At 58.4% G+C, this 18,384-nt stretch carries 12 protein-coding genes and 2 tRNA genes; 2 read left to right on the forward strand and 12 right to left on the reverse strand.

What is annotated here, in order from left to right:
* Positions 1-183: 183 nt before the first annotated feature.
* From JTJ32_RS17825 to rnr, 8 genes are all read right to left on the reverse strand, one after another.
* Complete coding sequence (locus JTJ32_RS17825) at positions 184-2,499, reverse strand: YgiQ family radical SAM protein (RefSeq protein WP_025996905.1); 2,316 nt, start codon at positions 2,497-2,499, stop codon at positions 184-186.
* 183 nt (positions 2,500-2,682) lie between these two features.
* Complete coding sequence (dnaB, locus tag JTJ32_RS17830) at positions 2,683-4,077, reverse strand: replicative DNA helicase (RefSeq protein ID WP_024685845.1); 1,395 nt, start codon at positions 4,075-4,077, stop codon at positions 2,683-2,685.
* A gap of 123 nt (positions 4,078-4,200) precedes the next feature.
* The gene (rplI, locus tag JTJ32_RS17835) at positions 4,201-4,647 is read right to left on the reverse strand and encodes a 50S ribosomal protein L9 (RefSeq protein WP_004883587.1); all 447 of its coding nucleotides are present in this window, start codon (positions 4,645-4,647) and stop codon (positions 4,201-4,203) included.
* A 19-nt stretch (positions 4,648-4,666) separates the two neighbouring features.
* Entirely contained in the window at positions 4,667-5,563 is an 897-nt protein-coding gene (locus JTJ32_RS17840; protein ID WP_210042822.1) for a YybS family protein, read from the reverse strand.
* Between the two features lie 39 nt (positions 5,564-5,602).
* Positions 5,603-5,833 carry a 30S ribosomal protein S18 gene (gene rpsR / locus JTJ32_RS17845; RefSeq protein WP_002551829.1) on the reverse strand — a complete coding sequence of 77 codons (231 nt, stop codon included), beginning with the start codon at positions 5,831-5,833 and terminating at the stop codon, positions 5,603-5,605.
* A gap of 28 nt (positions 5,834-5,861) precedes the next feature.
* Positions 5,862-6,287 (reverse strand): 30S ribosomal protein S6, encoded by a 426-nt coding sequence (gene rpsF, locus JTJ32_RS17850; protein ID WP_004883583.1) that lies wholly within the window; start codon positions 6,285-6,287, stop codon positions 5,862-5,864.
* Between the two features lie 232 nt (positions 6,288-6,519).
* Positions 6,520-7,281: a 23S rRNA (guanosine(2251)-2'-O)-methyltransferase RlmB gene (gene rlmB, locus JTJ32_RS17855; protein WP_004883581.1), complete on the reverse strand. Its 762-nt coding sequence runs from the start codon at positions 7,279-7,281 to the stop codon at positions 6,520-6,522.
* Complete coding sequence (rnr, locus tag JTJ32_RS17860) at positions 7,278-9,911, reverse strand: ribonuclease R (RefSeq protein WP_210042823.1); 2,634 nt, start codon at positions 9,909-9,911, stop codon at positions 7,278-7,280. The genes rlmB and rnr overlap by 4 nt, the downstream gene beginning before the upstream one ends.
* A gap of 224 nt (positions 9,912-10,135) precedes the next feature.
* Here rnr and JTJ32_RS17865 point away from each other — a divergent pair.
* Both JTJ32_RS17865 and JTJ32_RS17870 read left to right on the forward strand, forming a co-directional pair.
* Positions 10,136-10,222 (forward strand) — tRNA-Leu (locus JTJ32_RS17865).
* A gap of 161 nt (positions 10,223-10,383) precedes the next feature.
* Positions 10,384-10,470: transfer RNA gene (locus JTJ32_RS17870), tRNA-Leu, on the forward strand.
* A 95-nt stretch (positions 10,471-10,565) separates the two neighbouring features.
* Here JTJ32_RS17870 and JTJ32_RS17875 read toward each other — a convergent pair.
* From JTJ32_RS17875 to JTJ32_RS17890, 4 genes are all read right to left on the reverse strand, one after another.
* Positions 10,566-13,304: a hypothetical protein gene (locus JTJ32_RS17875; protein WP_210042824.1), complete on the reverse strand. Its 2,739-nt coding sequence runs from the start codon at positions 13,302-13,304 to the stop codon at positions 10,566-10,568.
* Positions 13,305-13,637: 333 nt separating this feature from the next.
* Entirely contained in the window at positions 13,638-15,572 is a 1,935-nt protein-coding gene (locus JTJ32_RS17880) for a methyl-accepting chemotaxis protein (protein ID WP_210042825.1), read from the reverse strand.
* Between the two features lie 192 nt (positions 15,573-15,764).
* The gene (locus tag JTJ32_RS17885) at positions 15,765-17,057 is read right to left on the reverse strand and encodes an adenylosuccinate synthase (protein WP_025996901.1); all 1,293 of its coding nucleotides are present in this window, start codon (positions 17,055-17,057) and stop codon (positions 15,765-15,767) included.
* A gap of 54 nt (positions 17,058-17,111) precedes the next feature.
* Entirely contained in the window at positions 17,112-18,299 is a 1,188-nt protein-coding gene (locus tag JTJ32_RS17890) for an ATP phosphoribosyltransferase regulatory subunit (protein ID WP_210042826.1), read from the reverse strand.
* Positions 18,300-18,384: the final 85 nt, after the last annotated feature.

Genomic DNA, 18,384 nt, shown 5'->3' on the forward strand with positions numbered 1-18,384 from the left:
AGGTGAAGTATCTGAGTGAAGCGAGGGAGGTGCTTGATCCGAGTGATCAGTGCCAGTGGGAGGTATGCATTCAGTCAGACACTTTCGTTTTGGCCCGGCTTTGCGCGTCTGTCGGAGTATCACGGCGTGGGAACGATCAGCCTGAGGTGATCGCTCCCGCGCTTCGCGTCCGCTTACAGTGACCTAGCGCGGCACCACAGGCTTGCGGGCTGGCTTGCCGCCTTTGCCCTTCCCGCCCTTGGCGGCTTCCATACGCTCCTTGGCAGCCTGTTTGTTGCGGGCCATGGCGGCAGCCTTGGCTTCTTCGCGCTTGTCCCACGGCTTGCTGCCGTCACTGCCGCGCGGCGGCAGGCCGGTGTGCTGGGTCTGAATCAGCGTGGTCTTGGCCGCCTTGGCAACCTTGTGGCTGCCGGCAGGTGTCGAGTTCTTGCGACGCGCACTCTGGTAGCTGTCGGTTGCAGGCTGGTGCAACGGAATGAGTTGATCCTTGCCCGAGCCGATCAGGTCGGAGCGCCCCATGCGTTCCAGTGCTTCACGCAGCATCGGCCAGCCTTTCGGGTCGTGGTAGCGCAGGAATGCCTTGTGCAGACGACGCTGCGCCTCGCTCTTGACGATGGTGACGGCGTCGCTCTTGTACGTGACCTTGCGCAGCGGGTTCTTGCCCGAGTGGTACATGGCCGTGGCCGTGGCCATTGGCGACGGGTAGAACGCCTGCACCTGATCGGCACGGAAGCCGTTGCCCTTGAGCCACAGCGCCAGATTCATCATGTCTTCATCGGTGGTGCCCGGGTGCGCCGCGATGAAGTAAGGAATCAGGTACTGCTCCTTGCCTGCTTCCTTGGTGTACTTCTCGAACATGCGCTTGAACTTGTCGTAGCTGCCGATACCCGGTTTCATCATCTGATTGAGCGGACCTTCCTCGGTGTGTTCCGGGGCGATCTTCAGGTAACCACCGACGTGGTGCGTCACCAGCTCCTTGACGTACTCCGGCGACTCGACAGCGAGGTCGTAACGCAGACCCGACGCGATCAGGATCTTCTTCACACCCGGCAAGGCGCGAGCGCTGCGATACAGCTGGATCAGCGACGAATGGTCGGTGTTCAGGTTCGGGCAAATGCCAGGGAACACGCAGGAAGGCTTGCGACACGCAGATTCGATTTCCGGGCTCTTGCAGGCGATGCGGTACATGTTCGCGGTCGGCCCGCCGAGGTCGGAAATGACGCCGGTGAAGCCAGGCACCTTGTCGCGGATCTCTTCGATTTCGCGAATGATCGACTCTTCAGAACGGTTCTGAATGATGCGACCTTCGTGCTCGGTAATGGAGCAGAAGGTGCAGCCGCCGAAGCAGCCACGCATGATGTTCACCGAGAAACGGATCATGTCGTAGGCCGGAATCTTTTCCTTGCCGTACGCAGGGTGCGGAACACGTGCGTAAGGCATGCCGAACACGTAGTCCATCTCTTCAGTGGTCATCGGAATGGGCGGCGGGTTGAACCATACGTCCACATCGCCATGCTTCTGCACCAGCGCACGGGCGTTGCCCGGGTTGGTTTCCAGGTGCAGCACGCGGTTGGCGTGAGCATACAGAACGGCGTCATTACGCACCTTCTCCACCGACGGCAGACGGATGACGGTCTTGTCACGGGTCATGCGCGGGCTGGCGAGAATCTGCACAACCTTGGGTTCATTCGGGTCTTCAACCGGGCCTTTTTCTTGCTCGATTGCGCAGGCTTCGGTGTCTTGCGTGTTGACGTACGGGTTGATGATCTTGTCGATCTTGCCCGGACGGTCGATGCGCGTCGAGTCGACTTCGTACCAGCCTTGCGGCGTGTCACGACGAATGAACGCGGTGCCGCGCACATCCGTGATGTCTTCAACCTTCTGACCATAGGACAGGCGCTGGGCGACTTCGACAATCGCACGCTCGGCGTTGCCGTACAGCAGGATGTCGGCGCAGGCGTCGATCAGGATCGAGTTGCGAACCTTGTCCTGCCAGTAGTCATAGTGCGCAATGCGGCGCAGCGAGGCCTCGATACCGCCAAGGACGATCGGCACGTGCTTGTAGGCTTCCTTGCAGCGCTGGCTGTAAACCAGACTCGCACGGTCCGGACGCTTGCCCGCCATACCACCGGGGGTGTAAGCGTCATCGGAGCGGATTTTCTTGTCGGCGGTGTAACGATTGATCATCGAGTCCATGTTGCCGGCAGCGACACCGAAGAACAGGTTCGGCTCGCCGAGCTTCATGAAGTCGTCTTTGGACTGCCAGTTGGGCTGGGCAATGATGCCCACACGAAAGCCTTGGGACTCGAGCAGACGGCCGATGATCGCCATGCCGAACGACGGGTGATCCACGTAAGCATCACCGGTCACGATGATGATGTCGCAGGAATCCCAGCCAAGCAGATCCATCTCTTCCCGACTCATGGGCAGGAAGGGTGCTGGTCCGAAACATTCGGCCCAGTACTTGGGATAGTCAAATAACGGCTTGGCTGCTTGCATGTTCAGGACCTACGTTTGCACGTTGGAAAAATCGCGGGCGCGGAATATAGCACATTTTTTGATCAAGTCCGACTGCGGTGGTCGGAATTGAGTGGAGCGGTGCAACGCCATGATATTCGCGAATCGGGATGCGGCGCGTCTCGGGCGGCGTTATCACGCAGAAGCACCGGAACGATCGAACCATCAATCGTCGTCGAAGTTGTAACTGCCCGGCGCAAGGTTTTCGAAGCGGGTGTATTTGCCGATGAACGCCAGACGCGTGGTGCCGATGGGGCCGTTACGCTGCTTACCGATGATGATCTCGGCGATGCCCTTGTGCTCGGTCTCCGGGTGATACACCTCGTCCCGGTACACGAACATGATGACGTCGGCGTCCTGCTCGATCGCTCCGGATTCCCGGAGGTCGGAGTTGATCGGGCGCTTGTTGGGGCGCTGTTCCAGGGACCGGTTGAGCTGCGACAGGGCAATGACCGGACAGTTGAATTCCTTGGCCAGCGCTTTCAACGAGCGGGAAATTTCGGAAATCTCGTTGGTACGGTTGTCACCGCTCGAACCCGGAATCTGCATCAACTGCAGGTAGTCGATCATGATCATGGCCACGTCGCCATGCTCACGCACCACTCGGCGGGTACGGGCGCGCATTTCCGACGGGCTGATGCCGGCCGTGTCATCGATGAACAGTTTGCGGTCATTGAGCAGGTTGACGGCCGACGTCAGGCGCGGCCAGTCATCGTCATCCAGTTGACCGGCACGCACCTTGGTCTGGTCGATACGGCCCAGCGACGACAGCATACGCATGATAAGCGATTCGCCTGGCATCTCGAGGGAGTAGACCAGTACGACCTTGTCACTGCGCAACACGGCGTTTTCGACGAGGTTCATCGCAAAGGTGGTCTTACCCATCGACGGACGACCGGCGACGATGATCAGGTCGGCCGGTTGCAAGCCGCTGGTCTTTTCATCCAGATCGGTATAACCGGTGGACAGGCCGGTAATCGCGTTATCACTGTTGAACAGCGTATCGATACGGTCGATGGCCTTGGTCAGCAGGTCATTGACGCTGACCGGACCGCCGGTCTTGGGCCGCGCTTCGGCAATCTGGAAGATCTGCCGTTCGGCCTCGTCAAGAATCTCTTCGGCGGTGCGGCCTTCGGGATTGAATGCGCTATCGGCAATTTCGGTGCTGATGCCGATCAATTGCCGCAAGGTCGCCCGTGCACGAACGATTTGCGCATAAGCCTTGATGTTGGCAACCGATGGCGTGTTCTTTGCCAGCTCACTGAGGTAGCCAAGGCCGCCGACCTGCGAGGTCTGCCCTTCCTTGTCCAGTTGCTCGGCCAGCGTCACCACGTCGATCGGGCTGTTCTGGTCGGCCAGGCGCGCAATGGCCCGGAAGATCAGGCGGTGATCATGTCGATAGAAATCGCCATCCGAAACTTGATCGAGCACCCGCTCCCAGGCGTTGTTATCCAGCATCAGACCACCGAGCACAGCCTGTTCGGCCTCGATGGAATGTGGCGGCACCTTGAGGGCAGCGGTTTGCAGATCGTATTGCTCAGGGCTGGAGATTTCGTTCATGGCCACTTGAATTCGAGGTTTACAGAATAGGGATGCCACAAAGACAAAGGGCACGACCTGTGAACAGGATCGTGCCCGATGTTAATCCTCTGACGGCAATGCCGCCAGACGATTACGTACTGCTTAAGCAGCCACTACGACAACGCGTACGGTCGCTTCTACGTCGCTGTGCAGGTGCACGGCTACGTCGAATTCGCCAACGTTGCGGATAGTGCCGTTCGGCAGACGAACTTCGCTTTTTGCAACTTCAACGCCAGAGGCGGTCAGTGCATCAGCGATGTCGTGGGTGCCGATCGAACCGAACAGCTTGCCTTCGTCGCCGGCGGTGGCAGTGATAGTCACTTCCAGCTCAGCCAGTTGGGCAGCGCGAGTTTCGGCAGATGCTTTCTTGTCTGCGGCCAGTTTTTCCAGCTCGGCACGACGCTCTTCAAACGCAGCCAGGTTGGCAGCGGTTGCAGCGGTGGCTTTGCCGTAAGGCAGCAGGTAGTTACGACCGTAACCGGCCTTAACATTTACTTTGTCGCCCAGGTTGCCCAGGTTGGCGACTTTTTCCAGAAGGATCAGTTGCATGTGGAAATCCTCTTAACTTTTAACCTTCACCGTTCGCAGGACCATTGCCGGAATCTTTCGATACCCGGCGACCGCGAAAATCAATCAGGCTGTCGACAATGGCAATTACCACGAGCAACGGATAGATCAGTTGCATGAATACCAGCAGCGTTATGTACATCCCCACCAGCCAGAACCTGGACAGGCGCTTTTCAGCGACCAGCCCGTGTATCAATGCCAGCCCTGCAAATACCAGCGGTACGCTGCAGAGCGGTGTAAGCATTGCCATCTGCGGACCAAAATTCGGCCCCACCAGCATGCACACCAACAGCACCAACGACGGCATCAGCGGGAGTCTCACGGCGCGAAATTCACGCCCGAAACCACCAGGGTTGTACAACAACGCTTGCCAGTAGCGCCCAAGAATCAGGCTCAGCACACTGACGATTTGCAGCAAGGCCGCTATCAGGCCAATCAGGACGGGGGCAATCAGTGATCCCAGACGCGCGCGTTCTTCTACGTTCATTTGCTCGTAGAGCCCAGAGAGCATCGCCGGCAGGTGTTTCTGCAACTCCTGCGACATCGCTTCAATGGGTTCGCCAAAAACCGCACCCAGTACCACTGCGTACACCACACCCAACGCTACGCTGACCAGCAGCACGCGGACCCAGGACTCGCTGGCACGCAACACCATTGCCAAGCTCAGCGAACCAGCCAGCACCATGGCTACACGTGGTTCGCCGAAATACCACCAGACCAAAGCCGGCAGCAGAGCCCAGGACAGGACACCAACGGCATCACTGAACCCGCGCCGCAGAAGCACAAGGCAACCTGCGGCAGCACTCAACCAGAAAAACAGCGGCAATGCCGCACATCCAGCCACTACGAGAGTGGCCTGCATACGGCCGCGCATGATGAATTCAGCCAGGGCACGCATGCTTTCTATCCCTTGTTACGTTTTGTCGACTACCTGGTCTCAGCGGCCGTGGCTGTCGGTGTAGGCCAGCAGGGCCAGGAAGCGGGCGCGCTTGATAGCGGTGGCCAGCTGACGCTGATAACGTGCTTTGGTACCAGTGATACGGCTTGGAACGATTTTGCCGGTCTCGGATACGTAGGCTTTCAGAGTGTTGAGATCTTTGTAATCGATCTCTTTGACGTCTTCAGCGGTGAAGCGGCAGAATTTACGACGACGGAAGAAACGTGCCATGTAATTGGCTCCTCAAAAGGTCCGTGGATTACTCGTCAGCGTTATCGCTAACGTCGCTGTTGTCGCCGTCATCGCCATCGGCGCTGTCGGAGTGCTCAGGACGGTCACGACGCTCACGGCGCTCACTGCGGTTTTCTTCAGCCTTGAGCATCTCGGACTGGCCAGTTACGGCTTCGTCGCGACGGATGACCAGGTTACGGATCACAGCATCGTTGTAACGGAAGTTGTCTTCCAGCTCGGCCAGAGCCTTGCCAGAGCACTCAACGTTCAGCATCACGTAGTGAGCCTTGTGAACATTGTTGATTGCGTAAGCCAGTTGACGACGGCCCCAATCTTCCAGACGGTGGATTTTGCCGCCGTCTTCTTCGATCAGCTTGGTGTAACGCTCTACCATGCCGCCGACTTGCTCGCTTTGATCCGGGTGGACCAAAAAGATAATTTCGTAATGACGCATGAATGCTCCTTACGGGTTGTAGCCTGCCGCCGAAAGCGGTCAGACAAGGAGTGAATGACACTGTTGGTCTTGCTCAGGAACAGGCACATGCGCGCCCGCCATGACAGCAAGGGGCGCAATTGTAGAGAAGGGTCGTGAGGGGCGCAAGGCAATTGGTGATTATTTGAGCAGACACACCAACACTGAAGAATGATCGCCCCACGCGAGGCGCGGGACGATCGAACGCTGACGATCAGCCTTTCTTGCCAGTCGCCTTCGCACTGCGCTGGCGCAGCGCTTCGAACAGGCAGACGCCGGTAGCAACCGAGACGTTGAGACTGCTGACGCTACCGGCCATGGGCAGGCGCACCAGATAATCGCAATGCTCGCGGGTCAGGCGACGCATGCCCTTGCCTTCGGCACCCATGATGATGATCGTCGGGCCGGTCAGGTCCTGCTGATACAACTCCTGCTCAGCCTCCCCCGCCGTACCTACAACCCACAGGCCGCGTTGCTGCAGTTTTTCCAGCGTACGCGCCAGATTGGTCACAGCCACCAGCGGGATCACTTCTGCTGCGCCACAGGCCACTTTTCGTACAGCCGGCGTCAGCGTTGCAGACTTGTCCTTGGGAACGATAACCGCAAGCGCACCTGCTGCATCGGCGGTACGCAGGCAGGCACCGAGGTTGTGCGGATCGGTCACGCCGTCGAGTACGAGCAACAAAGGCGGGCCTTCGGTGCGGTCCAGCAGCTCATCGAGCATCGCCTCGCCCCAGACCTGGCTCGGACTGACATCGGCAACAACCCCCTGATGCACGCCTTCAACCCAGGCATCCATTTCACGGCGTTCGGCCTGGCCAATGGTGACGCGATTCTGACCTGCCAGCTCGACCAGCACCTGAACGCGAGGATCGCTGCGACCCTCCGCGAGCCAGATGTGTTTGACCCGCTTCGGGTGATGACGAAGCAACGCTTCCACGGCATGCACGCCGTAGATTTTTTCCAGCTGACTCATGACTTGGCCTTGGGTTTACGAACGCTACCGCTTTTGGACGATGACGCGGAGCCCGTTTTCGACGAGCCACCTTTACGATGTTTACTGGTTTTGCCTGAAGCCGGCGCGGAGCCCGACGCAGGCCTTTCAGACTTTCCCGACGACGCCTTGCTACCACCCTTCGCTTCAGCCAGAAGGGCTTTTTTCATTTCACGGCTTTTGCGCACTTCTGCGTTTTTCGCCGCCGCATCGCTCGGGCGATAAGCCTCGACCGGTGCCTCTTTGGTAGCCGCTGTACGACGTCCGGACTTGGCGGGAGCCTTTTCCTTTTCGGCAGCAGCAGGCGTTGCGGCTTCCTGACCTCGGCGCTTGCGGCCCGGCGAAGAAGTGGTCGCGGCAGACTTCTCGGATATTTCGAAGTCGATCTTGCGTTCATCCAGATCGACACGCATGACCTTCACTTCAACCGTGTCGCCCAGGCGGAAATTACGCCCGGTGCGTTCGCCGGCAAGGCGGTGATGCAGCGGATCGAAGTGGTAGTAGTCGCCCGGCAGTGCGGTGACGTGCACCAGACCTTCGACATAGATATCGGTCAGCTCGACGAACAGACCAAAACCGGTAACGGCAGTGATAACGCCCGGGAACGACTCGCCTACGCGGTCCTTCATGTACTCGCACTTGAGCCAGTTCACCACGTCGCGGGTAGCTTCATCGGCACGGCGTTCGCTCATCGAGCACTGCTCGCCCATTTGCTCCAGCAACGCTTCATCGTATGGATAGATGCGCGCTTTCGGAATGGTTGCAGCACCGGCACGACGCACGTGCGGCGTATCCTGTTTGGAGCGGATCACGCTGCGGATCGCACGGTGAGTCAACAGGTCCGGATAACGACGGATCGGCGAGGTGAAGTGCGTATACGCTTCGTAGTTCAGACCGAAGTGGCCGTTGTTGTCCGAGCTATACACAGCCTGACTCAACGAACGCAGCATCACGGTCTGGATCAGGTGGTAGTCCGGACGATCACGAACGGTTTCAAGCAGCGCTTGATAGTCCTTTGGCGTTGGACCGTCCTTGCCTTTGTGCAACGACAGACCCAGCTCACCCAGAAAAGCACGGAGCTTTTCCAGACGCTCGGGCGGAGGGCCATCGTGCACGCGATACAGCGCAGGAATTTCGTGCTTCTTCAGGAATTCAGCCGTGGCAACGTTGGCCGCCAGCATGCACTCCTCGATCAGCTTGTGAGCATCGTTGCGCGTGGTCGGGCGGATCTCGGCAATCTTGCGCTCGGAACCGAAGATGATCCGGGTTTCCTGCGTTTCGAAGTCGATGGCACCACGCACATGACGCGCACCCAGCAGCACTTTGTACAGCGCATAAAGCTGCTTGAGATGCGGAACCACATCGCCGTATTCACCGCGCAGGCTCTTGGCCTCCGCCGTTTTCGGCTGCTCGAGGATCGTGCTGACCTTGTTGTAGGTCAGGCGCGCATGGGAATGGATGACGGCTTCGTAGAACACGTAATCCGTCATCTCGCCGGTCTTGGAGATGGTCATCTCGCAGACCATGGCCAGACGATCGACATGCGGGTTCAGCGAGCACAGGCCGTTGGACAACTGCTCAGGCAGCATCGGCACAACACGCTCGGGGAAGTACACCGAGTTGCCGCGCACCTGGGATTCGGCGTCCAGCGCCGAGCCGATCTTCACGTAGCTCGATACGTCGGCAATCGCCACGTAGAGCTTCCAGCCGCCGGAGAACAGACGCAGCTTGCCAGGTTTCGCTTCGCAATAGACCGCATCGTCGAAGTCGCGTGCGTCTTCACCGTCGATGGTCACGAACGGCAGATGACGAAGGTCGACGCGGTGTTCCTTGTCCTTGTCCTCGACTTCCGGCTTGAGTTTCGCCGCTTCCTTAAGCACGGCTTCAGGCCATACGTGAGGAATGTCATAGGTGCGCAGCGCGACATCGATTTCCATGCCCGGCGCCATGTAGTTGCCGACCACTTCAACCACATCGCCTTGCGGCTGGAAGCGCGGCGTCGGCCAGTGGGTGATTTTCACCTCGACGAACTGGCCGATCTTCGCGCCGTTGTTGCGGCCCGGCGTCACCAGCACTTCCTGCTGGATTTTCGGGTTGTCCGGAATCACGAAACCGATGCCGCTCTCTTCGAAGTAACGACCCACGATGGATTCGTGACCGCGGGAAATGACTTCGACGATCACGCCTTCACGACGCCCGCGACGGTCCAGACCGGAAACGCGTGCCAGCGCACGGTCGCCGTCGAACACCAGACGCATCTGCGCCGGGCTCATGAACAGGTCATCGGAACCATCATCGGGGACCAGAAAGCCGAAACCGTCGCGATGGCCAGAGATGCGGCCGAGGATCAAGTCGAGCTTGTCCACTGGCGCATAGGTGCCACGACGTGTGTAGATCAGTTGCGCGTCGCGCTCCATCGCACGAAGGCGACGGCGCAGAGCCTCGAATTGATCCTCAGTGACCAGGCCGAATTCTTCGACCAGTTGCTCACGACTCGCTGGCGAGCCGCGCTCGGCAAGGTGCTGAAGGATCAGCTCACGGCTGGGAATAGGGTTTTCGTATTTTTCCGCTTCACGAGCGGCCTCGGGATCGAGGGACTGCCAATCGGCCATTAGATAGTTTTCACCTTGTATATATAGGGGTTAGTTTGGCATAGACCTTATGAAACGGGAAATTTCACGCTAAATCACCTCACTGAAAACGCTTGAAACCGCCCTGAAAGACCCGATTCACGCCGCTGACGAAATTTTTGGAGTTTTTTTCGTCGATGGGCTTTACAGCCCAAAAGACGCTCCGTATAGTGCGCGCCATCGACAGGTCAAGGCCTCAAGATGCTGCCCAGATGGTGAAATTGGTAGACACGCCAGCTTCAGGTGCTGGTGACCGCAAGGTCGTGGAAGTTCGAGTCTTCTTCTGGGCACCAATTCAAGGCAATAGCCTACAACAGGTTGATGCCTCACAAGAACCTGCGAAAGCGGGTTTTTGCATTCCAGGGTTTTGATTATTAAATCAAAACAGGGGTTTACAGAATAAAACGATAGCCGTATAGTTCGCCCCATCGGCAACGCAAGCGTCGCTGATACTGCCCAGATGGTGAAATTGGTAGACACGCCAGCTTCAGGTGCTGGTGACCGCAAGGTCGTGGAAGTTCGAGTCTTCTTCTGGGCACCAATTCAAAAAACCGAGCCAATGGCTCGGTTTTTTACTTTCAGGGTATCGATTCCGTGCTTATGCGAGATTCCCCTGCATCCTCTCAGCCTCACCGGTCATGCTTCTTCCCCGCCCTCCTCTTCCTCCCCGTACTCATACTGTGCCTGCAGCACAATCATGGCCCCGTACGCCGTCATGAATTTTGCGATCTCCCTGGGGACCTTACGCTCCAGGTCTTCCAGCGGCAGATAGAGCGTACGATACGTTTCCGACTCATCCGTATCACGGGTCCAGAAAACGACACGCGACATTTCGCTGAAATCCAGCGGGTTTTCCGGATCCTTGCAGACACGCCGAAGCTCGCTAAGCGTCGCTAACGCTTCCCCGTCCTCTTTTGCCTTCGTTTCGCACACTTCGTAGCGGTCACACTCCAGCAAATACACGTCGGGAAAGCCTTCGACATAAAAGGTCACCGAGACCTGCGCGCCGTCAGCGTCATGGACCGAGACGGCGGCTTCTCCATTGCTGACCGCCTTGACGACCCCCTGATCATTCACTTCAGCCACACCTGCATCATCGGACTCAAATCGATAAGGCCGGACACCCCCAAACGGGTTGAGGGCAAACGTTCCGCCAACCGGGGTATTGCTCTCCGGCAGGTAAGAAGCAACCAGATACACTTCAGCAGGAGAGACACCCAGACCGACAGAGGCCACCGGTGCAAGCTGCCTGACAGTCAATGTCAGCACCGGAAACGAGTCAGCATACTTGTCGCGGAAGTCACCATCGTAGGTCACCTTGGCATGCACCTTGATAAGACTGCCGTCCTTGACGCTATCGAATCTTGAGCGAGTCACTCTTGCGCTCATTCCCTGAGAGGCTTCGCGAGTGGTCACAAGCCGACCCGCCCATACCAGCACCGACCATGGCATGTCGTCTTTGGTCATGCCTTCCAGCTGGAGCCACACCCTCTGACGCGGCTGCATGAAAGGCCATTTTTTGAGCGACACTCTGACTTCCTCGCTCAGTGCAGAGAGATCGAGCAAGTTACCTGAGGCCTGATCAATCGACGGCACCGGCAAATGATCCTCACCCAGGACGTCCACTTCGAAGACCGCGATGTCGGACTCCACAGGCTTGGCCACACCTTGACGCACAACCTGGTAATAAACCCAGACTTCCGCCCCCATGTTCCAGCCGATCACATCGGCAGAAATAGTGAAGACCAGGGGAATCGTCACATCGACAACGGTTTGTTCCGGCAAGTCCGGTGTACCTCTGCCCGCCATGCCAATCCAGCAAAGCTTGACCCGATCGCCCACTGCGATTGATGGATAAGGCTTTACAGTCACGGTTTCTCCGCTCGTCACGTCCATGGGGTCAATGAAATCATCCTCCAGATGAGCGATGACCGGCGCGGGAGGCGGCCCGGAAAGAATGGGAGCGCCCACACGAAAGAGCACTTCCTTCGACCTGAGCTTTTGCTCCCGGCCCTCAAGCCATTGGCGGGTAATGACGTAGTACACCGTGACGTTCTTATTGAGCGCGCTCTTTGCAGCCTGAGCAGGCACCGCAAACTCGAGATCAGAGTCCACATTGGCGCCATCGACCCGAACGGTTCCAATCGACACGGCAGCTTCACCCTCCAACTGCCAGAACGCAGTCACACTATCGCCCTCATTGGTGCCGGAAAAGGGAACCGTGATACTTGCACCAGCCTCTGCCGAAGCCATGACCCCGTCACTGATCCCGCGGACCCTGGGAGAGGCTGGCACCACTGAACTCGCTGCGCGCTGCTCCTGCTCGCTCCCCACAAAAAAACGGTAGTCGCCTGACCGGTAAGACGCTTTCGCTTCCGCGGACTCTCGTTCGATGGTGTAGAACACCGAGACCATCTTTCCTCGATTGAAATCGATCACCTCATCGACATAGATATCAAACGACAGGTCACCGTCCACATTGAGCTGGGTCACCGTGGCCTTGTCAGTAAAAGGACGCTTTCTCGAGCTGTCGTTCCAATACACTACGACCCTGTCTCCCACCCGCGTCCCTGCAGACGGTATATGCACATTAATCGACTGCAGAATAAGGTCCGGATTCAACCGCCCATCCTTGACCTCATTAATGAACGGCGGCAGCCCTGACAGACTCGGTCCGACACTGATTGTTCGCACGGCAGAGCTCTGCCAGACACCGCCTCTCCCGACCTTGTAAGAAAGCAGGATCAAGCCATTGACCAGAGGTTTGATCTGAGCGTCGGAAAACGTGATGGTCAACGGACGTCGCGAGAGATTGGACTCACTGATCGGGCGCTCCTTGTCGGCGAACTCGACCTCGTTTTGATCCACATCCCGGCCGGTCATGGACAATTTCACGACGTCGCCCACTTCCATCGGATAGTCGATGGCCACGGTGATGTACTTCAACTCGCCTCTGACACTGATATGGTCAGGGTCAATGACATCACCGATAGCTTCCAGGACGATCGGATCGGGCAGGACAACATCTTTCTGATTGCCCTTTTCCGCCGTGTTATCAACCGATGCAGGCAGGCCTTTTACGAACGTTCGCGCCTCTACAGACCTCCGAACCTTGCCAAGACCCAACTGCGCTGTGCAGACCAGAGAAATCGACTTCCCTACGCAGGACTTGATCGTATCGAGCGGTACATAGAATGTCCGATAGTTGGGCTTTTGGTTGTAAACCATACCAAGTCTGCGTACGAAATTCGCCGTGAACTCGGTCTGCCATACCACTTGCGACGTATCGCTTTCCCTCAGCTCAACCCGGACAATATCTCCGGAGTTGAAGAACACGTGATTATTCAATTGCCCGTTGGTAACACTGACCGGCAAGGGCCCGCCAGCCAGGTTATACGTTAGCGTCTGAGGCGATAGCCCCGCAGGCGCTTCTCCCGGTGGGAGGTCAACTATGTAATTAATCCGTCCTGCGAAATGATAATTCGGAGGCTCCCCGATAAAAGGTATATACGGTACAGGAGCAAGCGTGTAGGGCGCTTTCGTTCTTCTCGGCCTTCTAGTAGTCATGTCTATCTCCGTAGGGTCGCTGTCTCTTCCTGAGGGCGCCTAGGGAGCATTAACCTGTATAAACGACTTAGGCTCTACTAACAGAACCACTAGGTGCAACCACTACAGGGCAGGCTGCACACCATCAAGCACCACCTGATATCAAGCCCGGAACTGCCCAAGGCTCGCCTTCAATCGCGCCGACAATGTATCCAGTGTCCGGCCACTCGCCGTCGTCTCGACAACAGCCTGAGCCGCTTTTTCGGCCTGAGCATGAATCACTTCTACACGCCCTCTCACCGCCTGTGCGCCCTGCGCCTGGTGCTCAGCGGCACGCGTGGCCAGTCCGATAGCAGCATGAACCTGCTCCACCGACGTCTGCACAGTCTGCTGAAGTCGCGCACTGTCACGCAGAACTGCCAGACCCTCTTTCGCCTGTCGCCCGGCCAGACCGATAGTCGCCACAGCCTCTTTGGCACCGGCCTGCAATTTGGTGATGTGCTCCTGGATATCGCCGGTCGAGCTCTGTGTCTTGCTGGCCAGCGCACGCACCTCGTCAGCCACCACGGCAAAGCCCCTGCCGGTCTCACCTGCGCGAGCCGCTTCAATGGCGGCGTTCAACGCCAGCAAATTGGTTTGTTCGGCAATGCCATGAATAACTTCCAGCACCACCTCGATCTGTTGACTTTGCTGCGCCAGACGCTCGATCACTTGCGAACCGGTTTCGACCTGGCCGGCCAATGCCTCGATCAAGCCGCCGACCTGATTTGAAGTGCGGGTATTCTCGTCGGTTGCCTGTTTGATATCGATGACCTGACGCAATGCCTCCTGCATGGCCTGGCTTTCGGCCTGAGCCTCATCGGCCATTTGCGCCAACGCCTGCAGACTGGCCGCCACTTCGTCACGCTGTAGGGCTGCTGCGGCGTCCGCACCGGCATTTCGCTGACTCATTGCGCCAATCTCGACACCGGTCAGTTGAGCGACCTCACCCGCCTCGCGGACGATGGGCTGAAGCTTGTCGATGAACCGGTTGACCGCGGCCGACATGTCGCCGATTTCGTCATTGCTGTCGAGCTTCACGCGACGCGTCAGATCGCCTTCGCCCGCTGCCAGATCATTGAGCGCAGCGATCAGAAGGTGCAATTTGTTGACCACCCGACGCCCAAGCACAACGCCCAGCAACAGCAACACCGCCAGACCGATCAGCGCCAGCCCCAGGCCGATATCCCAGCGCAGTGTCTCAGCCGCTTCCCGAACGGCGGAGCGAGTATTGCTGGCCATTGCCGTCGCGGCCGACTGCGCTGACTCCAGGCGAGTGCGCAACGCTGCCGAACTGTCCTTGGAAGCGCCTGCCAGACTCTCGGAGACCAACTGCTCACCACTGGTGATCAAGGTCGCGAAACGCTTATCCAGCGCGGCCAGGTTCTCTTCGACCGATGCCGTGGAAACGCCCATGCGAACCTTGCCGATTTCGACACCATTGGGACTGATGGAGGCTTCGACGTAATAAACCGATGGATCGTTTTTCGCGGCGTTGAGGATTTTGTCCATGGCCCGCTCACCCTCACCTTTGGCGAGAAGCGCCTTGACCAGGGGATTGTCACGATTCATGTACCGCGTCAGGTGCTCGCCCGCTGCATCGTCGTACACCACGAACAGCACGTTGGGATTACGTTGGGCACGACGGGCAAACTCGGACAGCGTCGGCGTATCGTTATCCCACATGGCACGCGGTGCGACGGCGGCCAGCAGTTCGGCCATGTCGGTAGCGGATTCCCTGAGGTCTTTTTCCAGCGTGGTACGCAGTTGCGCCTGCTCTTGTTTCAGCCGTGTGGACAGGCCGCCACTGAGCCTCTGACGCGTACTGGCCGAGAGTGCGTCCAGACTGGATGTCACCTCGCTACTCGCGCGTTCCAGCTCGGACGATACATGTTGCGAATCTACCCCAAGCCGATTGGCAAGATCCGTTTCAAGCGCGGCGATCGTGCTCCGGGTGAGCGCAACCGCAACCACCACCTGCACCAAAAGGGCAATGCCCAGCGCAATAAAGACTGGGCGCAACAAACGACTTCGTAACAGAGATAACACAGCCGACACAGGAGAATCCCTCCACCTTGAGCGCCATTAAAATAGTGGCACTAATTTGTCGTTTCTATAGCAAGCGCCGTGCCGTGATGCAATTCACATTTTGTTTGCAAAGCAGTACCGGACGCGCAGGCTCTCTTCTGGAACGAAGCGGACAAAAAAGGGCCGCACATGGCGGCCCTTCTTTTTGCAGCTAGCGAGGCATCACGCGAACGGGTGACGCAGAACGATGGTTTCGTTGCGGTCAGGACCCGTCGAGATGATATCGATAGGCGCGCCTACCAGTTCTTCGACACGCTTGATGTAAGCGCGCGCGTTGGCTGGCAACTGCTCCAGCGTCTGAGCACCCAGCGTGGATTCGCTCCAGCCTGGCATCTGCTCATAGACCGGCTCCAGACCCAGATAGCTGTCGGCATCGGTCGGTGCATCGATCACGGCGCCGTTTTCGTTCTTGTAACCCACACAGATGTTGATGGTTTCAAGACCGTCGAGCACGTCCAGCTTGGTCAGGCACAGGCCCGAGATGCTGTTGATTTCGATAGCGCGACGCAGGATGACGGCGTCAAACCAGCCGCAACGACGGGCACGGCCGGTGGTCGCACCGAACTCGTGGCCACGCTTGGCCAGGAACGCGCCAACGTCATCGAACAGTTCGGTCGGGAAAGGACCCGAACCGACGCGAGTGGTGTAAGCCTTGGTGATGCCCAGAATGTAATCCAGGTACATCGGACCGAAACCCGAACCGGTGGCGATGCCGCCAGCGGTGGTGTTGGAGCTGGTGACGTACGGGTAGGTGCCGTGGTCGATGTCCAGCAGCGAACCCTGAGCGCCTTCAAACATGATGTCCTTGCCGTCGCGACGCATCTCATGCAGCGTGGCGGTGACGTCGAGCATCAGCGGTTCAAGCATGTCGGCGTATTCCATGCACTCGTCGAGTGTCTTCTGGAAGTCGATCGCAGGCTCTTTGTAGTAATTGACCAGCACGAAGTTGTGGTAATCCAGCAACTCGCCCAGCTTGGATGCGAAACGCTCACGGTGGAACAGGTCGCCGATGCGCAGACCGCGACGTGCGACCTTGTCTTCGTAAGCCGGGCCGATACCGCGACCGGTCGTACCGATCTTGAATTCGCCACGGGCCTTCTCACGCGCCTGATCCAGGGCAACGTGATACGACAGGATCAGCGGGCAGGAAGGGCTGATGCGCAGACGCTCGCGCACCGGAATGCCTTTCTCTTCCAGCTTGATGATTTCACGCAGCAGTGCGTCGGGAGCAACCACCACACCGTTGCCGATCAGGCACTGCACGCCTTCGCGCAGTACACCGGACGGAATCAGGTGCAATACGGTCTTCTCACCGTCGATCACCAGGGTGTGACCCGCGTTGTGGCCACCCTGATAACGAACAACGGCGGTAGCATGTTCGGTCAGCAGATCAACGATCTTGCCTTTGCCCTCATCACCCCATTGGGTGCCCAGGACTACGACATTCTTACCCATAACACTCGTCCTCATTCACGCAAACTAGGTGCCGGCAGCGGCCGGCAGGAATACTCAATAAGCCAGCGGCATGACCTGCCAGTGCTCGCCATGCTGAATCAATTGCCGGTCACAGTCGGCTTCACGCGCGGCGCTCACCTGCTGCCCAGGCAAGGCCTGAACCACACGCTGACCTTCGCTGCGCAACTGGCATACCTGCTGCCAGAGTGCCGCATCCGTACTGTCCGGCACCCATATACCACCGGACGGTAATACGATTTCTGCCTGACCCAGAGTGACCAGGGTTTTCAGGTCAGTGGAAAAGCCGGTCGCCGGACGGGCACGACCAAAGTCGGCACCAATGTCGTCATAACGACCGCCCTGAGCAATCGACTGCCCTACGCCCGGCACGAACACCGCGAACACAACACCCGTATGGTAGTGATAACCGCGAAGCTCGCCGAGGTCGAAATACAGTGGCAGTTGCGGGAATCGCGCAGCAAGGCGATCGGCAATGCTTACCAGATCGTCCAGTGCAGCCAGCACCGGAGCAGGCGCGCCAGCCAGACGATCACGGGCCGCGGCCAGCACTTCGTGGCCACCGCACAGGTCGACCAGGGCGCGCAGCATCGAAGCCAGCTCCTGCGGCAGATTGGCCGTCAGGGCGATCACTTCATCGATGGCCTTGCGCTGCAGCGCATCGAACAACTGTTGCTCGACTTCACCCGACAGGCCGGCGGCACGTGCCAGCCCACGGTAGATACCGACATGCCCCAGGTCCATGTGCACATCCGGCACATCGGCCAGTTGCAGCATGGCGAGCATCAGGCTGATGACTTCAACGTCACTGCTCGGGCTTGCATCACCATACAATTCGGCACCGAGCTGAATCGGGCTGCGCGAGGAGGACAGCGCACGCGGCTGGGCATGCAGGACACTGCCTGCGTAGCACAGGCGGCTTGGACCTTCACGCTTGAGGGTGTGTGCATCGATTCGCGCAACCTGCGGCGTGATGTCGGCACGGAAGCCCATCTGCCGACCCGATTGCGGATCGATGACCTTGAAGGTGCGCAGATCCAGATCCGAGCCCGCGCCAGTCAGCAGAGACTCCAGATACTCGATATGCGGGGTGACGACGAACTCATAGCCCCAGCTCTGAAACAGATCCAACACCTGACGACGCGCTACTTCAATGCGCGCCGCTTCCGGTGGCAGTACTTCTTCGATGCCATCTGGTAGCAGCCAGCGGTCAACCGTTGCCATTACGCCATTCCCCTGTGATCCGGGCGGCCAGCCATGAGGCCGGCCTTGAGTAAAGCAGAAAGTGGTGCGCTGTATGACGGGCACG

Origin of the sequence: Pseudomonas alliivorans (assembly GCF_017826695.1) — a bacterium.
GTDB lineage: Bacteria > Pseudomonadota > Gammaproteobacteria > Pseudomonadales > Pseudomonadaceae > Aquipseudomonas > Aquipseudomonas alliivorans.